The 16,300-nt window shown below is 36.5% G+C and carries 17 protein-coding genes and 1 riboswitch; of the genes, 11 read left to right on the forward strand and 6 right to left on the reverse strand.

Annotation, left to right across the window (positions count from 1 at the left end; all coding sequences use genetic code 11):
- The first annotated feature begins 195 nt into the window (after window positions 1–195).
- A complete protein-coding gene (locus ACQKNZ_RS01885; protein ID WP_427657748.1) occupies window positions 196–615 on the forward strand; it encodes a MarR family winged helix-turn-helix transcriptional regulator in 420 nt (139 codons plus the stop codon).
- Window positions 603–950 carry a DUF3147 family protein gene (locus ACQKNZ_RS01890; protein WP_144539999.1) on the forward strand — a complete coding sequence of 116 codons (348 nt, stop codon included), beginning with the start codon at window positions 603–605 and terminating at the stop codon, window positions 948–950. The genes ACQKNZ_RS01885 and ACQKNZ_RS01890 overlap by 13 nt, the downstream gene beginning before the upstream one ends.
- Window positions 951–974: 24 nt before the next feature.
- Here the strand turns inward: ACQKNZ_RS01890 and ACQKNZ_RS01895 are convergent, their stop codons facing one another.
- Window positions 975–1,667: a Crp/Fnr family transcriptional regulator gene (locus ACQKNZ_RS01895; protein WP_427657750.1), complete on the reverse strand. Its 693-nt coding sequence runs from the start codon at window positions 1,665–1,667 to the stop codon at window positions 975–977.
- 145 nt (window positions 1,668–1,812) lie between these two features.
- Here ACQKNZ_RS01895 and ACQKNZ_RS01900 point away from each other — a divergent pair, with 145 nt between their 5' ends.
- From ACQKNZ_RS01900 to ACQKNZ_RS01915, 4 genes are all read left to right on the forward strand, one after another.
- Entirely contained in the window at window positions 1,813–2,499 is a 687-nt protein-coding gene (locus ACQKNZ_RS01900; protein WP_427657752.1) for an HAD-IIB family hydrolase, read from the forward strand.
- Between the two features lie 144 nt (window positions 2,500–2,643).
- On the forward strand, window positions 2,644–2,844 hold the full coding sequence (locus ACQKNZ_RS01905; RefSeq protein WP_427657754.1) for a helix-turn-helix transcriptional regulator: 201 nt from the start codon (window positions 2,644–2,646) through the stop codon (window positions 2,842–2,844).
- Window positions 2,844–3,542, forward strand: a complete 699-nt coding sequence (locus ACQKNZ_RS01910; RefSeq protein WP_427657756.1) for a DUF3169 family protein — start codon at window positions 2,844–2,846, stop codon at window positions 3,540–3,542. Before ACQKNZ_RS01905 ends, ACQKNZ_RS01910 begins: the two co-directional genes overlap by 1 nt.
- A 21-nt stretch (window positions 3,543–3,563) precedes the next feature.
- On the forward strand, window positions 3,564–3,743 hold the full coding sequence (locus tag ACQKNZ_RS01915; protein ID WP_144539991.1) for a DUF6019 family protein: 180 nt from the start codon (window positions 3,564–3,566) through the stop codon (window positions 3,741–3,743).
- Window positions 3,744–3,791: 48 nt separating this feature from the next.
- Here the strand turns inward: ACQKNZ_RS01915 and ACQKNZ_RS01920 are convergent, their stop codons facing one another.
- The 5 genes from ACQKNZ_RS01920 to ACQKNZ_RS01940 all read right to left on the reverse strand — a co-directional run bounded on the left by ACQKNZ_RS01920 (window position 3,792) and on the right by ACQKNZ_RS01940 (window position 9,751).
- Window positions 3,792–4,094 carry a hypothetical protein gene (locus ACQKNZ_RS01920; RefSeq protein ID WP_144539989.1) on the reverse strand — a complete coding sequence of 101 codons (303 nt, stop codon included), beginning with the start codon at window positions 4,092–4,094 and terminating at the stop codon, window positions 3,792–3,794.
- A gap of 156 nt (window positions 4,095–4,250) precedes the next feature.
- A complete protein-coding gene (locus ACQKNZ_RS01925; protein ID WP_427657758.1) occupies window positions 4,251–5,357 on the reverse strand; it encodes a 5-methyltetrahydropteroyltriglutamate--homocysteine S-methyltransferase in 1,107 nt (368 codons plus the stop codon).
- Window positions 5,354–6,538 carry a cystathionine beta-lyase gene (metC, locus tag ACQKNZ_RS01930; protein ID WP_427658891.1) on the reverse strand — a complete coding sequence of 395 codons (1,185 nt, stop codon included), beginning with the start codon at window positions 6,536–6,538 and terminating at the stop codon, window positions 5,354–5,356. The genes ACQKNZ_RS01925 and metC overlap by 4 nt, the downstream gene beginning before the upstream one ends.
- Before the next feature lie 8 nt (window positions 6,539–6,546).
- Entirely contained in the window at window positions 6,547–7,665 is a 1,119-nt protein-coding gene (locus ACQKNZ_RS01935) for a methionine biosynthesis PLP-dependent protein (RefSeq protein ID WP_427657760.1), read from the reverse strand.
- Between the two features lie 169 nt (window positions 7,666–7,834).
- Window positions 7,835–7,939, reverse strand: a riboswitch (SAM riboswitch).
- A gap of 69 nt (window positions 7,940–8,008) precedes the next feature.
- Complete coding sequence (locus tag ACQKNZ_RS01940) at window positions 8,009–9,751, reverse strand: dipeptide ABC transporter ATP-binding protein (protein WP_427657762.1); 1,743 nt, start codon at window positions 9,749–9,751, stop codon at window positions 8,009–8,011.
- Window positions 9,752–9,996: 245 nt separating this feature from the next.
- Between ACQKNZ_RS01940 and ACQKNZ_RS01945 the strand changes: the two genes are divergently transcribed.
- From ACQKNZ_RS01945 to ACQKNZ_RS01965, 5 genes are all read left to right on the forward strand, one after another.
- Window positions 9,997–11,421, forward strand: a complete 1,425-nt coding sequence (locus tag ACQKNZ_RS01945) for an ABC transporter permease subunit (RefSeq protein ID WP_427657764.1) — start codon at window positions 9,997–9,999, stop codon at window positions 11,419–11,421.
- A gap of 15 nt (window positions 11,422–11,436) precedes the next feature.
- Window positions 11,437–12,927 carry an ABC transporter permease gene (locus ACQKNZ_RS01950; RefSeq protein ID WP_427657766.1) on the forward strand — a complete coding sequence of 497 codons (1,491 nt, stop codon included), beginning with the start codon at window positions 11,437–11,439 and terminating at the stop codon, window positions 12,925–12,927.
- Window positions 12,928–12,954: 27 nt separating this feature from the next.
- Window positions 12,955–14,769: an ABC transporter substrate-binding protein gene (locus ACQKNZ_RS01955; RefSeq protein WP_427657768.1), complete on the forward strand. Its 1,815-nt coding sequence runs from the start codon at window positions 12,955–12,957 to the stop codon at window positions 14,767–14,769.
- Between the two features lie 170 nt (window positions 14,770–14,939).
- Window positions 14,940–15,416: a hypothetical protein gene (locus tag ACQKNZ_RS01960; protein WP_144539976.1), complete on the forward strand. Its 477-nt coding sequence runs from the start codon at window positions 14,940–14,942 to the stop codon at window positions 15,414–15,416.
- A 164-nt stretch (window positions 15,417–15,580) separates the two neighbouring features.
- Window positions 15,581–16,300 (forward strand): hypothetical protein (locus tag ACQKNZ_RS01965; RefSeq protein WP_427657770.1); only part of this gene is annotated, 720 nt, incomplete at its 3' end.

Consider the following 16,300-nt stretch of genomic DNA (forward strand, 5'->3'; position numbering starts at 1 on the left):
TCGTAAAGTTTATGATTTTATAAGTGTTTCTACCCTCAGTGCCTTGTAATCGAGGTGAAACAGAAGTGCTATAGTCATAAGAACTGCTTCCGAAAATTCCCTGTTCGCTTGTCAGGTAAGACATAGGCACTTGTTCCTTTGTTATTCTTATGTTATATTTATATCGTATTATACGATATAAAAGGGGGTAAAAAAATGAGCATACAAGTCAATCAATTGAATCAGTATTGGACAGACATTTATTTTTATTTACATTATCCACATGTGGATAAAATAACTCATCAAGCAGTACGTATACTTCAGCTTATAGATAAACAACCGAATACCGGGATAAATGAAGTGGCAATGGTTTTACAAATATCGCATAATACTGCCTCAGAACATGTGAAAAGACTAATAGACAAAAAATACATAATAAAAGAGAAGAGTGGAGAGGACCATAGAAGGGTCATATTACGCTTATCCGAGCTAGGGTCAAATGTTTTATATCGAAATACAAGCCTGGATGATGAAAAATTAATGAAAATAGTAGAACAGCTTTCTAAGGAAGAACAAATAATAATTGAGAAAGCATTCAAGACCTTAAGTGAGGTAGCTAAAAAATGTACGTTATAATGAAAGTCGTTATTTCTGCCATTATAATAGCTATTGTAACGGAGATTTCGAGGAGATTTCCTACATATGGAGGAATTATTGCAGCTTTGCCTTTAGTAAGCTTACTAAGTATTATCTGGTTGTATGTTCAAGGAGAACAATCCCCCGCCTTGAGTAAGTTTGCTTTGGGTGTATTATGGGGTTTCCCAGCTACCGCAGTAATGTTACTTATTGTATATTTGGCCTTACAAAATTCTCTTCATCTATTTATATCCATTTTGTTAGGGATAGCAGGGTGGTTGTTCTTTTTATACATACAAGACATTGTGGTTACTTACATAAAACATATAGTCTAAAGGGGCGGACGTTAGACTATCCCCTCATTCATATTTAACACCATTAGAAAGCTCTTCTAAAAATCCCCAATCCAACACAATTAATATTTTCTTCTCTTTTTTAATTATTTTCTTCTTTAAAAATGAAAGGATAATTCGATTTAAGTGTCGATGAGTTGTTCCGATGAGAGAGGCAATTTCCTCTGTTTGGTATGTCGTTATTTCTTTGCCAAAGTAGTTGTGGATATCTCGAGTAGTTAATAAGTAGCTTGCAAATCTGGCTTCCACTGTGGCCAACAAGTTTACGCGAGATGCTGTAGTGCAGGTTTGCAATTTATAGGATAAATGCTTAGATAGCTCCCCTAAAAATAAAGGATCCTTCATTAAATATAATTCTACTGATAACTTGTCTAAAAATAATAAAGAGGTTTCTTCTACTGCCTCTACCTGTGACTGTATTTCTATCTTTTGCAAGAGCTCTATGTCACCAAAAATTGCATGAGGATGACAAAAGCGTAATAACAGCGATTTTCCTGTTTCTATACTAGAGGTTACCTTTGTCCTCCCGGTTACCTGAAAATATAATCCATCCAATTCATTTCCTTCTTTAAGTATAGCTTCACCTGGATTATAGTGACGTAGCTGAAAAGAGAGATTTTGGGGAGAGGTAATTTTCTCCTGAATATTAAATTGAGATAGATACTGGCTAATAATTGTTGGAGTTTGAATAATCTTCATCTTTTTCTCCTTTTCGGACATATGTCCTTTTTTTATTATATAGCAAATTGTTATGATTATTTTATAAGAGGAGGGATATAGGATGAAGTTTGTTTTTGATTTGGATGGAACAATTTGTTTTTAAGGGAAGCCCTTAACTCATGCAATGGTGAAAGCATTAGAAGATTTAGGGGCGATGGGGCATGAAGTAATTCTAGCCTCTGCAAGACCGATTCGTGATCTATTGCCTATTCTCCCTAAACACTTTCATCAGCTACCGATGATTGGAGGTAACGGTGCATTTGTAGCGAATGAGGGACGAATTATATCAAGCACTCATTTTGACAAACAAACCTCTGATAAAATTATACAGCTTCTAGGAAAATATAAAGCAGAGTTCCTAGTAGATAGCGAATGGGACTACGCTTACACAGGTGACGAAAACCACCCTATAAAAAGGAATTTGGATCCAAAGCAACAAGCTAAAAAATTGGAATTACATAAGTTAAACGAAATAGTAAAAGTAGTCATAATACATAGCAATGATCAAGAAAGCCTACTAAAGGAACTCCAAGAACTCTCAGTTGTGATTTATAACCATGGACTCGAAAAGATTTTAGATATAAGTCCATTGGGTGTTGATAAATGGAATGGATTACAAAAGCTTGGAGTACAGAGCAAGCAGTTTATAGCATTTGGAAACGACGCAAACGATGTATCTATGTTTCTTCAAGCACAAAGCTCAGTCTGTATAGGAGACTATGCAGAGCTTATTACAATTGCTAGTTCTCATGTGGCAAACGAGGAAGAGCTAGTTATAAATAAGCTTAAAGATATTGCAAGAGATTTATAAGTGTCTTTAAGAATAAAGGAGGCGCATGCTTTTAGTGCGACCTCCTTTTAAAATTAAATATTATAAATTATAATAGTCATTATGACAATTATAGTTGTCAAAATGACTATTATTGTATATATTAAAAAGGAGGAGGCGATGATTGTGAAAAGTCGCTTAAAAGAATTGCGAGCGAGAGAGGGGCTCAATCAAACCGAGCTAGCTAAATTAGCTAAAATTTCTAGACAAACGATTAGCTTGATTGAACGTGAAGAATATATGCCATCCATTTTGATTGCTGTTAGAATAGCAAGAATTTTTAATGAGTCTGTAGAAAACGTCTTTTTGATAAGGGAGGATGAATGATGAAAAAGGTATTTACAACTATTATTAGCTTACTGCTTGGAGGATTAGCTGGCTTTACTATCACACTTGCTATAATGATGGGTAAAAATAAAATAGATGAAGCATGGGCACAGCCAGTAAATATATTATTATATATTGTTTTAGCCATTCTCTTGATTTTGTTAGTGGCTAGTCTGCTATTAATCAAAAAGTTGAAAAAAGTTAATGCTCAAAAGTTTGTTGGAGAGCAAGAGGATTTGATGGAAGAATTTAAGTACAAAAAATTTGCTGATTTGAATATAACAGCTAATACATCTTTGATTCTATCAATCTTAGCTGTAGCGATATCTATTCTTATGTCGAATAATTCAATCCTTCAAATTGGGTTTATTCTCTTGTTTATTGCTAGCAGTGTCATTTCCATTTTTGGTATAAATCTCGTAAGAAATATTTACCCAGAAAGAAACCTTCCGAGTGTTACTTCAAAGGATTATGAAAAAGAGTTAATGGAATCTATGGATGATGGAGAGAAATATGTCACATTACAAGGTCTCTACAGGGCTCATCAGCTATTTAACCTTTTCATGCTCATAAGTATTATTTTGGCTGTAGCATTTTCTTTCTTTAGTGAGCAATCTCAAATGTTTTCTATTGCATTGATGTGCTTAGTCATGTTGGCTGTTAATACAAGCTATCTAGTTGTTGTACGAAACAAATAAATGGAGAGTAAGGTGAATTAAATGACTACAGGGCAATTGCTACTTTGGATATTGGGTGTTTCTATCCTGCTATATTTTGTTATCAAGTGGGGTGTAAAAAATGGCATCAATGAGTCTTTGTTAATTTCTGAAGAAGCTAGAAGGAAGAACCAGCAGGAGAGGGAAGTGCAAGCCCAAAGCTACTGGAATGATTTGAAATAATAAAAAGCTGATACATGTCTGTTAAAAAGACTAGTATCAGCTCATTGGTTATCCAGCGTGTGACCAAGTTGTAGGAACACCGGATTTAGGGCAGTTTGGGAAAATTGCTCCAGCCTCCAGAAATGCTTCATCTCCATCTTCGTCTACATATCGACCAGATTCTAAAACTTCCTGACCAGAAGCGTGAGAATGACTATTAGCGCGCTTCCAATAAGTAACTACTTCTGTATCAGGACATGATGGAAACTTCGAACCTTCTTCTAATGTTCTAGTTACACCAGATTCACAAATATAATCTCCAGTTTCCTCTACAATATCATCTGTTGTATATTCATAAGCTTGTTTACTCATCATACATTCCTCCTTAAAGAAGTTAACGTCTTACTCTATAATTACCCCAACAAATAAAGTAAAAACCTTCTTTAAGGAAGGTTCATTTTAGTTAAAAGAGGTTAGCCGGACTTTAGTCCAACCAACCTCGCTTAATTTTTTGGTTATCCACATGTCTTATTTCCAAACATCCTGTGCTATTTTCACCACATGGCGAATTTTCGCCCATTGTTCATCTTCTGTTAATAAGTTGCCTTCCTCGGTAGAGGAGAACCCACATTGAGGGCTCAAGCAAAGCTGTTCAATTGGTACGTATTTGGATGCCTCTTCTATTCTAGCTTTAACTAAATCCTCTTCCTCGAGTTCGCCGTGCTTAGAGGTGATCAGCCCTAACACGATGTAAAGGTCTTTTCTGTTAACATGACGCAATGGCTCAAAGCCACCTGAACGATCATCATCAAATTCTAAAAATAATCCATCCACATCTAATCCACCGAATATAGTTTCTGATACTAATTCATAGCTGCCGCTCGTAATATACGTGGAGCGGAAATTTCCTCGACAAATATGCATTGTCACAAGCATATCGGCAGGTCTTTTTGAAATAGACTCATTAATAGCTCGTGCAGAAAAGGACAAGGCTTGCTCTAATGACAATCCTTTGTCTTTCAAAGAAGCAATTCCTTCCTCGGAAAAGGAGGTTGCCCAGGAAGTATCATCGATTTGTAGATAACGACAGCCTTCATCGTATAATGCTTGGATAAAACCTTGATAAGCTGTGATCAAGTCGGCGAATATTTCCTCATCGTTGTTATACACACCTTCCTCAAATGCTGCTCTATAATAAAGCATATTCGGGCTTGGGATAGTGAATTTTACTACAGCATCACCTGCAACTTCTTTTAAGAACTTGAAATGCTCTATCATATAGTGAGTGCTAAAGCCAATTTTTCCTGTTACTTTAATGCCATGAGCTTTTGTTTGGACTCCCTTAAAAGACAAGCCTTTATCGGGTTCATAAAACTCTACACCATCTAGTCCTCCTAAGAAATCGAAATGCCACCATTTACGACGGAATTCGCCGTCTGTAATGGAAAGTAGCCCAGCTTCTTTCTGTTTTTCAACCAGTTTAATAATTTCTTCATTTTCAATCTGAGTTAGCAACTCTAAAGTTATCTCTTTCTCTTCAAATTGAGCTCGCGCTTTTTTTAAGCGTTCTGGTCTTAAGAAACTTCCTACATGATCTGCTTTGAAGGGTGCTTTTACTAGTAATTGATTGGTCATATTAAACTCCTACTTTCTTTATAATGTGTAGTAACTATTTCCAATGATTGTTCAAAGTCTGCTAACAGGTCATCCACATGTTCAAGCCCAACCGAAAAGCGAAGCAGTCCATCAGTAATTCCACGCTTTTCTCGTTCCTCCTTGGGCATTGCTGCATGGGACATAGTAGCGGGGTGGGAGAGAATAGATTCTACTCCACCCAAACTTACTGCAAAAACAGGTATTCTTAGATTTTCAACAAATATTTTTGTAGCTGCCTTGCCTGGCAAACGAAAGGAAAATATAGCACCAGAGCTGGCCGCCTGTTTTTTATGAATTTCATGTCCTGGATGAGATGATAATCCAGGATAGAAAACTTCCTCCACTAATGGGTGATTTGCTAGATAATTGACCAAACTAATAGCCGTCTCCGTAGATTTTTCGAAGCGCACACTAGTTGTTTTAATGCCCTGTATGAGTGTATAGGAATCTTGAGCACCCAGTATGGCTCCAAAGGAATTTTGAAGAAAACCTAACTTGCTACCAAGCAACTCATCCTTTGTAACAGCAAGGCCGGCAATGATATCACTATGTCCAGACAAGAACTTAGTTGCACTATGCAAAACAACGTCTACACCTAATTCGAGCGGCCTTTGGTAGAGTGGTGTCATGAAGGTATTGTCTAAAAAGGTTAGACAATTATTGGCTTTAGCTATTTCTACAATACCGGCAATATCAGTTATACCTACTCTCGGATTTGAGGGAGTTTCTATATATATTAGTTTGGTATTGGACTGAATTGCCTGCTCAACAGCATCTAAATTAGAAAGGTTAACAAAAGAATGCTCTATACCAAAGCGAGGTAAAACCTCGGTCACAAAGCGAAAGGTGCCACCATAAACGTCCTCCGTCATGATTATATGGTCTCCGGCAGATAACAGCATTAAAGAGGTTGATATCGCTGCCAGACCAGAAGCGAAAGCAAATCCTCGCGTACCACCCTCTAGCTCTGCTATGGTTTTTTCTAATGCTTCTCTGGTTGGATTACCAGACCGACTATAATCAAATGGGCCGAAGCTATCCAAACTTTCCTGATGGAAGGTAGAAGATAAATAGATTGGAACATTCACAGCACCGGTTCTTCTTTCATAATCACCTCGAGTTGAAGCAGTAATTAAACTAGTTTCAAGTTGTTGATGAATAGATTCCATTAAACAATAACCTCCTTCTCTAAAGCTACAAATACTTGCTTTAAGTCATTGATTAAATCTTCCGCTTCCTCAATACCAACAGAAAACCTTAATAAACTATTATCTACTCCCCGAGCAATTCGTTCAGATTCTGGTATATCTGCGTGTGTTTGAGTGGCAGGGTAAGTAATGAAGCTTTCCACACCACCAAGACTTTCAGCAAATATGATTAACTTTAGCTTTTCTAAAAAAGGACCTACCAGTTCGCTTCTTTGAAGACGGAAGGAGAGCATGCCACCCTTGCCTGCATAGAGAACATCTTTTATTAAATGCTGTTGCTCTAAAAATTTTACTAACTTCTTTGCGTTTGCTTCATGCTGTTTCATTCTTAGATGGAGAGTTTTTAACCCACGTATCAACAGCCATGAATCAAATGGTGAAAGGACTGCACCTGCTGCGTTATGGTTAGCCTGTAATTTCTCGCCCAATTTAACGCCTTTTGATACAACCAACCCAGCCAGTACATCATTGTGACCTCCGATATATTTAGTAGCACTATGTATGACAATGTCTGCGCCAAGTTCTATTGGCCTCTGTAAAAAAGGAGTTAAGAAGGTATTATCCACAATTAAAAGTAACTCATGCTTCTTAGCTAACTCCGCGTATAGCTGAATATCAATCTCTTGCATTAACGGATTAGTAGGTGTTTCAAGAAAGATTGCCTTCGTATTTTTGGTAATAAGAGATTCCACCTCTACGTAAGAGGTAAATTTACTATAAATAGTCCTAATATTATAGGAGTCAGAATATTGATTGAAAAGGCGATAAGTACCTCCATATAAGTCCTCTGGGGCAATCAATTCATCACCTGAACGGAAAAGGGAAAGGACCAATTGAATGGCTGCCATTCCCGAACTACAGGCAAATCCTGTATCGCCTTGCTCTAGCTTGGCTATTCCCTCCTCTAAAATAGCTCGTGTAGGGTTTTTAGTTCGAGTATAGTCATAGCCGGTAGATTGGCCAAGACCATGATGTTTATAGGCTGTGGATAAATAGATAGGAGGATTAACTGCTCCAGTTTTTGGATCACAATGATTACCTAATTGAACTAATTGTGTATTAATGTGAGTTTTGGACATTGTTATTCACCTCTTATTATTAATAGGTTCAACATTTCGAAAATAAATCACAAAGTAGATTCTAAGATAAAAAAATTCAGGATAAATATAGAATAGAAAAGCATTTTGCCAAATAAAAAGAGGGCTCTCTTCATAAGAAGAGAACCCCCAATATAGATTGAAGTCATTCTTCTTATCTTCAAGACAAAAATGTCTATTGGATTTAGCACCACACCTATAATGGCTGGTTGCTGAGACATCATAGGGCCAATCCCTCCGTCTCTCTTGATAAGAAATAAAAATATATAATTTTCAAAATTTAGCGATAAGTAAGTTTATCATGGGATGAATTTAAATTCAAGAGTTATTTCACATTTGGAATTGCTACCCAGTGACCGGAGGAAACTTCCACAAGCTTAGATTGCTTCAATTGATATCTATCCTCTACATTTGATTCCTCCAAAAGCTTCCTTTTTTTCTTAGCTTCTACCTTAGGATCAGGAATAGGGATTGCTGCTAATAGGGATTTTGTATAAGGATGTTGTGGGTTAGAATAAAGCTCTTCACTTTCCGCAAGCTCCACAATTTTACCAGCATACATCACCGCTACCCGATCACTAATATGCTTAACCATAGATAGATCATGTGCGATGAAAAGGTAAGTTAGACCTAGTCTATGCTGTAAATCCTCTAGTAGTTCTACAATTTGTGCCTGTATAGAAACGTCTAAAGCTGATAGTGGTTCATCACAGACTATAAAGTCAGGCTCTACTGCCAGTGCTCGGGCAATGCCGATTCGTTGTCGTTGGCCACCTGAAAACTCATGTGGATAACGCATGGCATGGGAGGAATCCAACCCTACCATTTTTAGTAACTCTTCTACACGTTGTTTTCTTTCCTCTGTATTTTTGCTCAAACGATGAATATCTAATGCCTGGCCGATAATATCTAACACCTTTAAACGAGGATTTAAGGAAGAATACGGATCCTGAAAGATAATCTGCATATGTCGTCGCATCGTTTTTAATTCACTTTTACTCAAACGGTTGATGGCCATTCCCTGATAAAGCACATCTCCATCCGTAGGCTCATGTAACCGAAGAATGGACCGACCGGTAGTTGATTTTCCTGAGCCAGATTCTCCTACAAGTCCAAGGGTTTCTCCAGGTTTGATGAAGAAGCTGATATCATCAACGGCCTTCAGCACATTCCCTTTGCCTAATTGGAAATGCTGCTTCAAAGATTTGACCTCTAATAACGGCTTGCCATTTTCTAAACCAATGGAACGAAGCGGTGGTCTCTTGGGTTTCTTCCTTTCATCTAAACGAGGAAGTGCATTTAATAATTTTTTTGTATAGTCATGCTGAGGATTTTCAAATATCTTTTCAGTTGTCCCGGTTTCTACAATTTCGCCGTTTTTCATAACTGCCACTCGATCGCACATACCTGCAACTACACCCAAATCATGAGTGATTAAAATAATGGAGGTGCCAAATCTTTGCTGCATATCCTTCATTAAATTCAAAATCTGAGCCTGAATGGTAACGTCTAGTGCAGTTGTCGGTTCATCTGCTATTAATAGCGTTGGCTTGCAGGCAAGTGCAATAGCGATCATAACTCTTTGGCGCATACCACCTGAAAATTCGTGAGGATACTGGTTGTAGCGCTCTTCGCTATTCTTAATGCCTACTAGCTTCAAGATTTCAACTGCTTGGTTCTTTGCCTCTTTTTTAGAAAGCTGCTGGTGCTTGATAAGACTTTCTGCAATCTGTGGGCCAATTCGAATGGTAGGGTTTAAAGATGTCATGGGATCCTGGAAAATCATACTGATATCTCTTCCTCTAATATTCTCCATTTCCTTTTCGGTTTTTGTCTCAAGAGATTCTCCTAAAAATTCAATGGAGCCATTTTTCATGAAGGAGGGGGGAGAAGGCAGCAGGCGCATGATGGAGCGGGCAGTGACACTTTTTCCACTACCTGATTCTCCTACAATGCCAAGTGTTTCTCCTTTTCTTACTTCAAAGCTTACGCCTCGAACAGCCTCAAATTCATTGTCGTTTGTTAAAAAAGAAATCTGTAAATCTTTTACTTTTAAAATAGTTTCCATGAAAACCACCTATCTGATTAAAATCTTCAATTTATTATTTATGATTCATGCTCTTTCAGTAGAGAGCGTATATTTTAAGTAATATGAGCGGTTTCTACAAAAAAGAAGACTAAACACGCACAATTATGGCGCATTTAACCCTACGCTTAATAGAACCAAATTATTTGCGTTGACTTAATAGTAGTTCGAATCTATACTATACTATACCACTCGGATTTATACAATATAGGGAGGGGGTATTTGGTATGGGAAGAAAATCTTCTTCCAACGCACTAAGTTTGACCTATGGAAGACTACAACATCATTCTTTCTTTAGAATCTTATTATTTTTACTTGGCTTGCCAGTTCATATAATAACCTTTCTACTTTTTTACCTAAAAAAGCAGAAGGATCCTAGTTCTTCCTTAAATAGCGATCTAAAGTCTTCACTTGTGGCAAGGGGGATAAAAGAGGAGCTATACGAGGAGTTTAAGGAGCAGTATGAACGAAAGCATGCCTTTTTTAATGAAAAAATTAATGAAGAAAAAATGACAGTAGAAATAAATAAACTCGTGGAAGATAGAGTAGAAAAGCTTGTATCCAATGAAATGAATGAAATACATGAGTTAAATGGTACTAAGCCACTCACTTATACAACATATTTTTTAGGTTTATTAGAGAATACTGCATTTCTAATTGTTTCGTTTATTCCTGGCTTACTGATGTATATTTTATTGGGTCTTTATAGTAATGCGTTTAGTAAATTTATTTTTGAAAGATTGATCATGAGTATCTTTGTTATAACAGGCGTTTCGGTTTTGGTGTTCACCATTTTATATTTATCGCCTTTTGACCCTGCTGCTAACCTTTTAGGAGAAAGTGCCACTAAGGAACAGATTGCTGCGTTCAATCAAATGCATGGGTTAGACTTGCCTTATCTCAATCAGCTATGGAATACAATAAAAGGAATTGTAACATTTGATCTAGGAGCATCCTTTACAGGTAATGAGGATGTTGCAACAAGTATTGCCAATAAGTTCCCAGTTACATTAATGATTGCAATCTTCTCTTTATTAATGGCAGTAGTAATAGCTATTCCTGTAGGAATTATATCTGCAACTAGACAAAACTCCTTCTTAGATTATGCCTTTATGTTCATTGCTTTAATTGGATTGTCCATACCAAACTTTTGGCAAGGTCTTATATTCATCTTGAACTTCTCTATTAAGCTACAATGGCTTCCTGCAACTTATAGTCCGCAAAACTGGTTATCAATTATTATGCCAGTGATTGTGCTTGGTACAGGACTTACTGCTTCAGTAGCTAGGATGACTCGTTCCTCCGTATTAGAAATTATAAATGAGGATTATATTATCACTGCAAAAGCAAAAGGCTTAAACCAACGCCAAGTGCTTTGGAAACACGCCATTGGAAATGCAATGATTCCGATTGTCACTGTTATCGGCTTACTGTTTGGTGGAATGCTTGGAGGAGCGGCTGTAACAGAGAAGGTATTCAATATTAGCGGGATTGGTAGCTATATTGTCGATAAACAATTTATCCCCGATATACCGGCTATTATGGGTGGAGTAATCTATATTGCAATAACCATTTCCTTGGTTAATGTGCTCATCGATATTTTATATGCGTTTTTTGATCCGCGTATAAAATCTAAGATGAAGCAATTGTAAGAAGTAGGTGTAAAAGTGGTAACTAAAAAACAACATGCATTAAAGCTGTCACGAGAATATACACAGGCGAACTTTGCAGGAGTACTTTCTCTTCTAGTAACTATAGTTTTATTATTTAATAGTTTTGATTTTGAGATGGGCACGATTAAGCCGATTGCTTGTAGTATTTTTGCTGTGTATGCCTTTTTTACAGCACTTCAATTTTTTATTAACTGGAGAATGAAGCGAGAGCTTTTGGATCTAGGACATTTAAAATCATCTACAAGAAGGCTTGGCTATGTCCAAATAATTGCGATATTAACTGCTAATGTCTTTGTATCCTCGTTTGGTTTTAACTTGATAAAAGAAAAGAAAACACCGGAATATACATTTAGCATTTGGATGATTTTCACCCAGCTGTTTATCCTAGTTATTTCTGCATTTAATCTTTTTAAACCATATGTGTCAGACACTTTTTTAACCTCAATAGGTATTTTAATCGTTATTTTAGTTCTTCAAGTATTTACTTTGATAGCTGTTGCCAAGTATGTCAGAGATGAAGGGGCACCAGGGTGGATGCAAGGCCTAGCCATTGTATTAATCATTACGTCTCTAACGGGTAATATTTTTAACTTTGTGCTTGGTATTAGTTTAATCATTAAAACCCGAAGTAACAGTCTTTCACGCATAGTGAAGTGGAACACGATGTGGGATAAAATCACTCGTAATTCTACTGCTATATTAGGAATGTTTTTTATCGTTCTTATGTTCGCTTTGTCTGTAACTAGCAGGTTTACGTTTGACTATGATTTTGCAGTAGAGAACAACTATGAGGCATTGCTCCAGCCGCCAAGCTTGGAGTATCCATTTGGTACAGATAATTACGGAAGAGATTTATTTTCTCGAATTATTTTCGGGGCAAGAATATCCCTAATAGTGGGCTTTGCTTCGACCCTAATTCCATTCGTGGTTGGAGGAGCATTAGGAGCGTTGGCAGGCTATTATAGCAAGCGTACAGATAACATCATTATGCGTTTGCTAGATATCTTGTACGCAATACCAGGAATATTACTAGCCATCGCTATTATTGCAGCATTTGGAGCAAATACTACGAATCTTATACTAGCTTTAAGTGTTGGTTCGATTCCGACTTATGCCCGAACAATGCGAGCTAATGTAATGATGGTATCGAACTACGAATATGTAGACTCGGCTCGAGCTTTAGGAGCTTCCAATCTATCAATCATCTTTAAGCAAATTGTTCCCAATTCACTTGCACCTATGATCGTCAAAGCTACACTGACGATAGGCACAGCAGTAATTGCAACAAGCAGCTTGAGCTTTTTGGGTCTTGGAGTAGAACCCCATATACCAGAATGGGGCAATATTTTAAAGATAGGCAGTACTTATTTAGAGTCCAATTCCTATTTGGCGATTATACCGGGTTTAGCAATTATAGGACTCGTATTATCTTTCAACTTTTTAGGTGACGGACTTAGAGATGCATTCGATCCGAGAATGGATTAAAGCAAGCTCAACAAGGAGGAAAAAAATATGAAGAACACAAAAGGATTATTAGCTTTATTGTTCACTCTAGTTTTAGTATTGGCGGGCTGTGTTAATACTAAATCAGATGTTGATAAAGCAACTGACAAATCCGATTCCAAAACAGAGCAAGGTGACGTTGTAATTGAATTATTAGGCATGAGTTCTAGTGAAGCGGATATGAACATTGTACGCGACCAATTAATTAAAAACGGCTTTGAAGTAAAACTAAACATACAACCTGATTACGGTAGTTTTACAGCTCAAAAAGATGCTGGAAACTATGATTTGGCATTATCAAGCTGGACGACAGTTACAGGTAACCCAGATTATGCAGTACGTGCATTATTTAAATCAGATGGCGATAACAGTATTATGTCTGATAAGAAAATTGATGAATTAATTGAAAAAGCAAGTACAGAAACACCGGAAGAATACACAAAAACGTATAAAGATTTTGAAGAACTTCTAGTTTTAGAAAAAGCTTATATTGCACCTTTGTATAACTCTTTTAAAGCGCAAGGAGTAAACAAAGAATTGTTGAATGAAGAGACAGTAAGACTAGCTAAATCTCGTGCAATAGCATGGGAGACAATTGACTTTACAGACACTTCTAAAAGAAACTCTGAACCATTGGTTATGCAACAAGGTATTGCATCGTTAACTTCTTTAGATCCTATCAAAGGCAATGACGGTTCTATCAATACATTGAATACAAATATGTATGTCCGTTTAGTTAACTTAACAGATGATGATAAAGTAGTTTCTGATGGATCGCTATCATTGAATCATGCGATAGCAGATGGCAACAAAGATTATTATTTCTTACTAAGAGATGATATTAACTTCGCTGCAGTAACAGATAAAAAGGCAGTAGACACTGGTGAACGCGTGGGTGCAGAGGATGTTGTATTCTCATTAAACCGTGCAAAAGACAGCAAATCAGTTCCAGATCACCGCACATACAGCTTACATGAAAGCATGGAAAATATAGAAATCGTTACAGATCTTTCAGAACTTGATGTGAAGCAATCCGGAAGCGAGACTTCTGTAAAAGAAGCTTTAGAAAACGGTGTGGATTCTGGCATTAACGAATTAGTGTCAAATAAAACAGAAGCTGATGCAGCTGCTGGAAAATACCAAGTAGTAAAAATTACTACTACGAATCCATTCCCGCAAGTTTTAAACTACCTGGCTCACCAATCAGCAGGTATTGTTTCTCAGAAACAAGTAGAAAGCATTAACACGTATGAAGTAGATTCATTTGATGTAAAAACAGATATTCCTTATGGGGATCAGAATACTGTAACGGAAGGCTCTTCTTATAACAATACTTTATATGCAAGTGGTCCTTATATTCTGACTTACAAAAATGATTACGAAGCAGTATTCATGAAAAACCCAGCATATATGCCAGGTACAGAAAATGAGGCGAAAATTACAAATGTGACCGTACGCTTTATCGCGGATGCTGACAGTGCATTATCAGCTCTTCGCAATGGCGAAATTCATATATTTAATGGAGTACCAGAAACTAAATACGATTTAGTTGAGAACGACAGCAAGCTATCCCTTCAAAAAAATGATAGTAATGCAGTAAGTTACTTGTTATTTAATACGAAGGATCGTGAAGTTGCGAAAAGTGAATCCTTACGTAAAGCAGTTTTATATTCCATTAACCAAGATGAAATATTGAATTACTACCAAGGCAACAAGAAAAAAGCCGTGTCCACTGTAAGTCCTCTTGTGGAAACAGGAAACGAATTAAAAGCCGATACAGATAAAGTCAAAGAGTACTTAAATGAATTTAAACAAGGTAAGTAAAAGTTAAAAATACGTTAAAAGCTCAGCAAAGAGAGGAACCCCTCCTAGCTGAGCTTTTTTATGTCGAATTTTATGAGAGACATTAAATATAAAAGTGGGCGTATGTCTATTACAAGACATTCAGCTTATACATATGATTATTAAGATAAATAAAAAGGAGGCTAGAAGAATTGGATATTAAAATGTTACACTCCCTTGTTGATAACATCATAAAAATAGACAGAGGTGGTCCAGAATCCAGGGAAGGAAGGCTAATTGCGGTAGGAGGAGACTACATCGCGTTGTTAACTGAAAACGAAGGTGTTGTATATTATAGAACTCATCACATAAAAAGTTTAACTTCAAATACAAAAAACGATTCGCAATTTGATTTTCAAGTTCCTGAAGATTTTAGATTTATTCAAGCAGAGGATTTTAAAGGAGTTTTAGAAAGCTTAAAATACCATTGGGTACAAATTAATCGTGGAGGACCAGAAAAGCTAGAAGGCATTGTCGATCAAGTAAACGATAATTTTGTAACCATTATAGCGAAAGAAGAAGTTATCAGAATTTCTATGTTCCATATTAGAAACGTTAGTTACGAAGTAAAAGATCGTAAAAACAAGGACTCTAATGAAAAAAAAACTGAGGATAATACAAAGTCCTAAAAAAATATATAAAAATTTATTCGTCGTTTCTGATTTCTAGAATCGGCGAATTTTAAAAATTAAACTAATTAGCTTGGCCTATCAAGGATAGTTAGGCTTATGTCTGTTACTTAATAATCCTAAGATACATATAGATACTAGGATAATAAAAAGGGGGGAATTTTATGGAGAAAGAAATGCTGCTTTCTTTAGTAAATAGGATTATTAAGGTGGATAGAGGTGGGCCAGAATCGCGCGTAGGTAGGCTGCTTGCAGTAGGAAAGGATTATCTTACATTGCACACTAAAGAGGATGGAATCATTTACTATAATAGACATCACGTGAAGAGTTTGACACATAACGCTAAAAAATCTGTGGATTTAGAAGTGGAAACAGAGGAATTAGATTTTATACAAGCGAGAGATTTTCAAGATATTTTAGAGTGTCTGAGATATAAATGGGTCAAAGTTAATCGCGGTGGACCAGAATCATTAGAAGGTGTATTGGAAGGCGTTAATAATGAATTTGTAACTATAATTTCAAACGAAGAAGTAATTCGGGTTTCCTTGTTCCATATGCGTAACATTAGCCAAATTTCTACATGTGGAAAATCCAAAGAAGATAAAAAAGAAAAGTCCAAAGAAAAAGATAAAGATGAACATTGTAAAGATAAAAAAAATAGTAGCGACAAAGGAAATAAAGAAAGTAAAGAAAAGAAAGAAAATAATGAAGACAAAGCCAATACCGTAAATGAACAGAGTCACAATGATAAAGCAAACAAAGAAGATAAATCAAATAAAGAAGACAAAGAAAAACACGAAGGTAAAGCAAACAAAGAAGACAAAGAAAAACACGAAGGTAAAGCAAGCAAAGAAGACAAAGAAAAACACGAAGGTAAAGCAAAC

This window comes from Psychrobacillus sp. NPDC093200 (genome assembly GCF_050280345.1).
Classification (GTDB): domain Bacteria; phylum Bacillota; class Bacilli; order Bacillales_A; family Planococcaceae; genus Psychrobacillus; species Psychrobacillus faecigallinarum.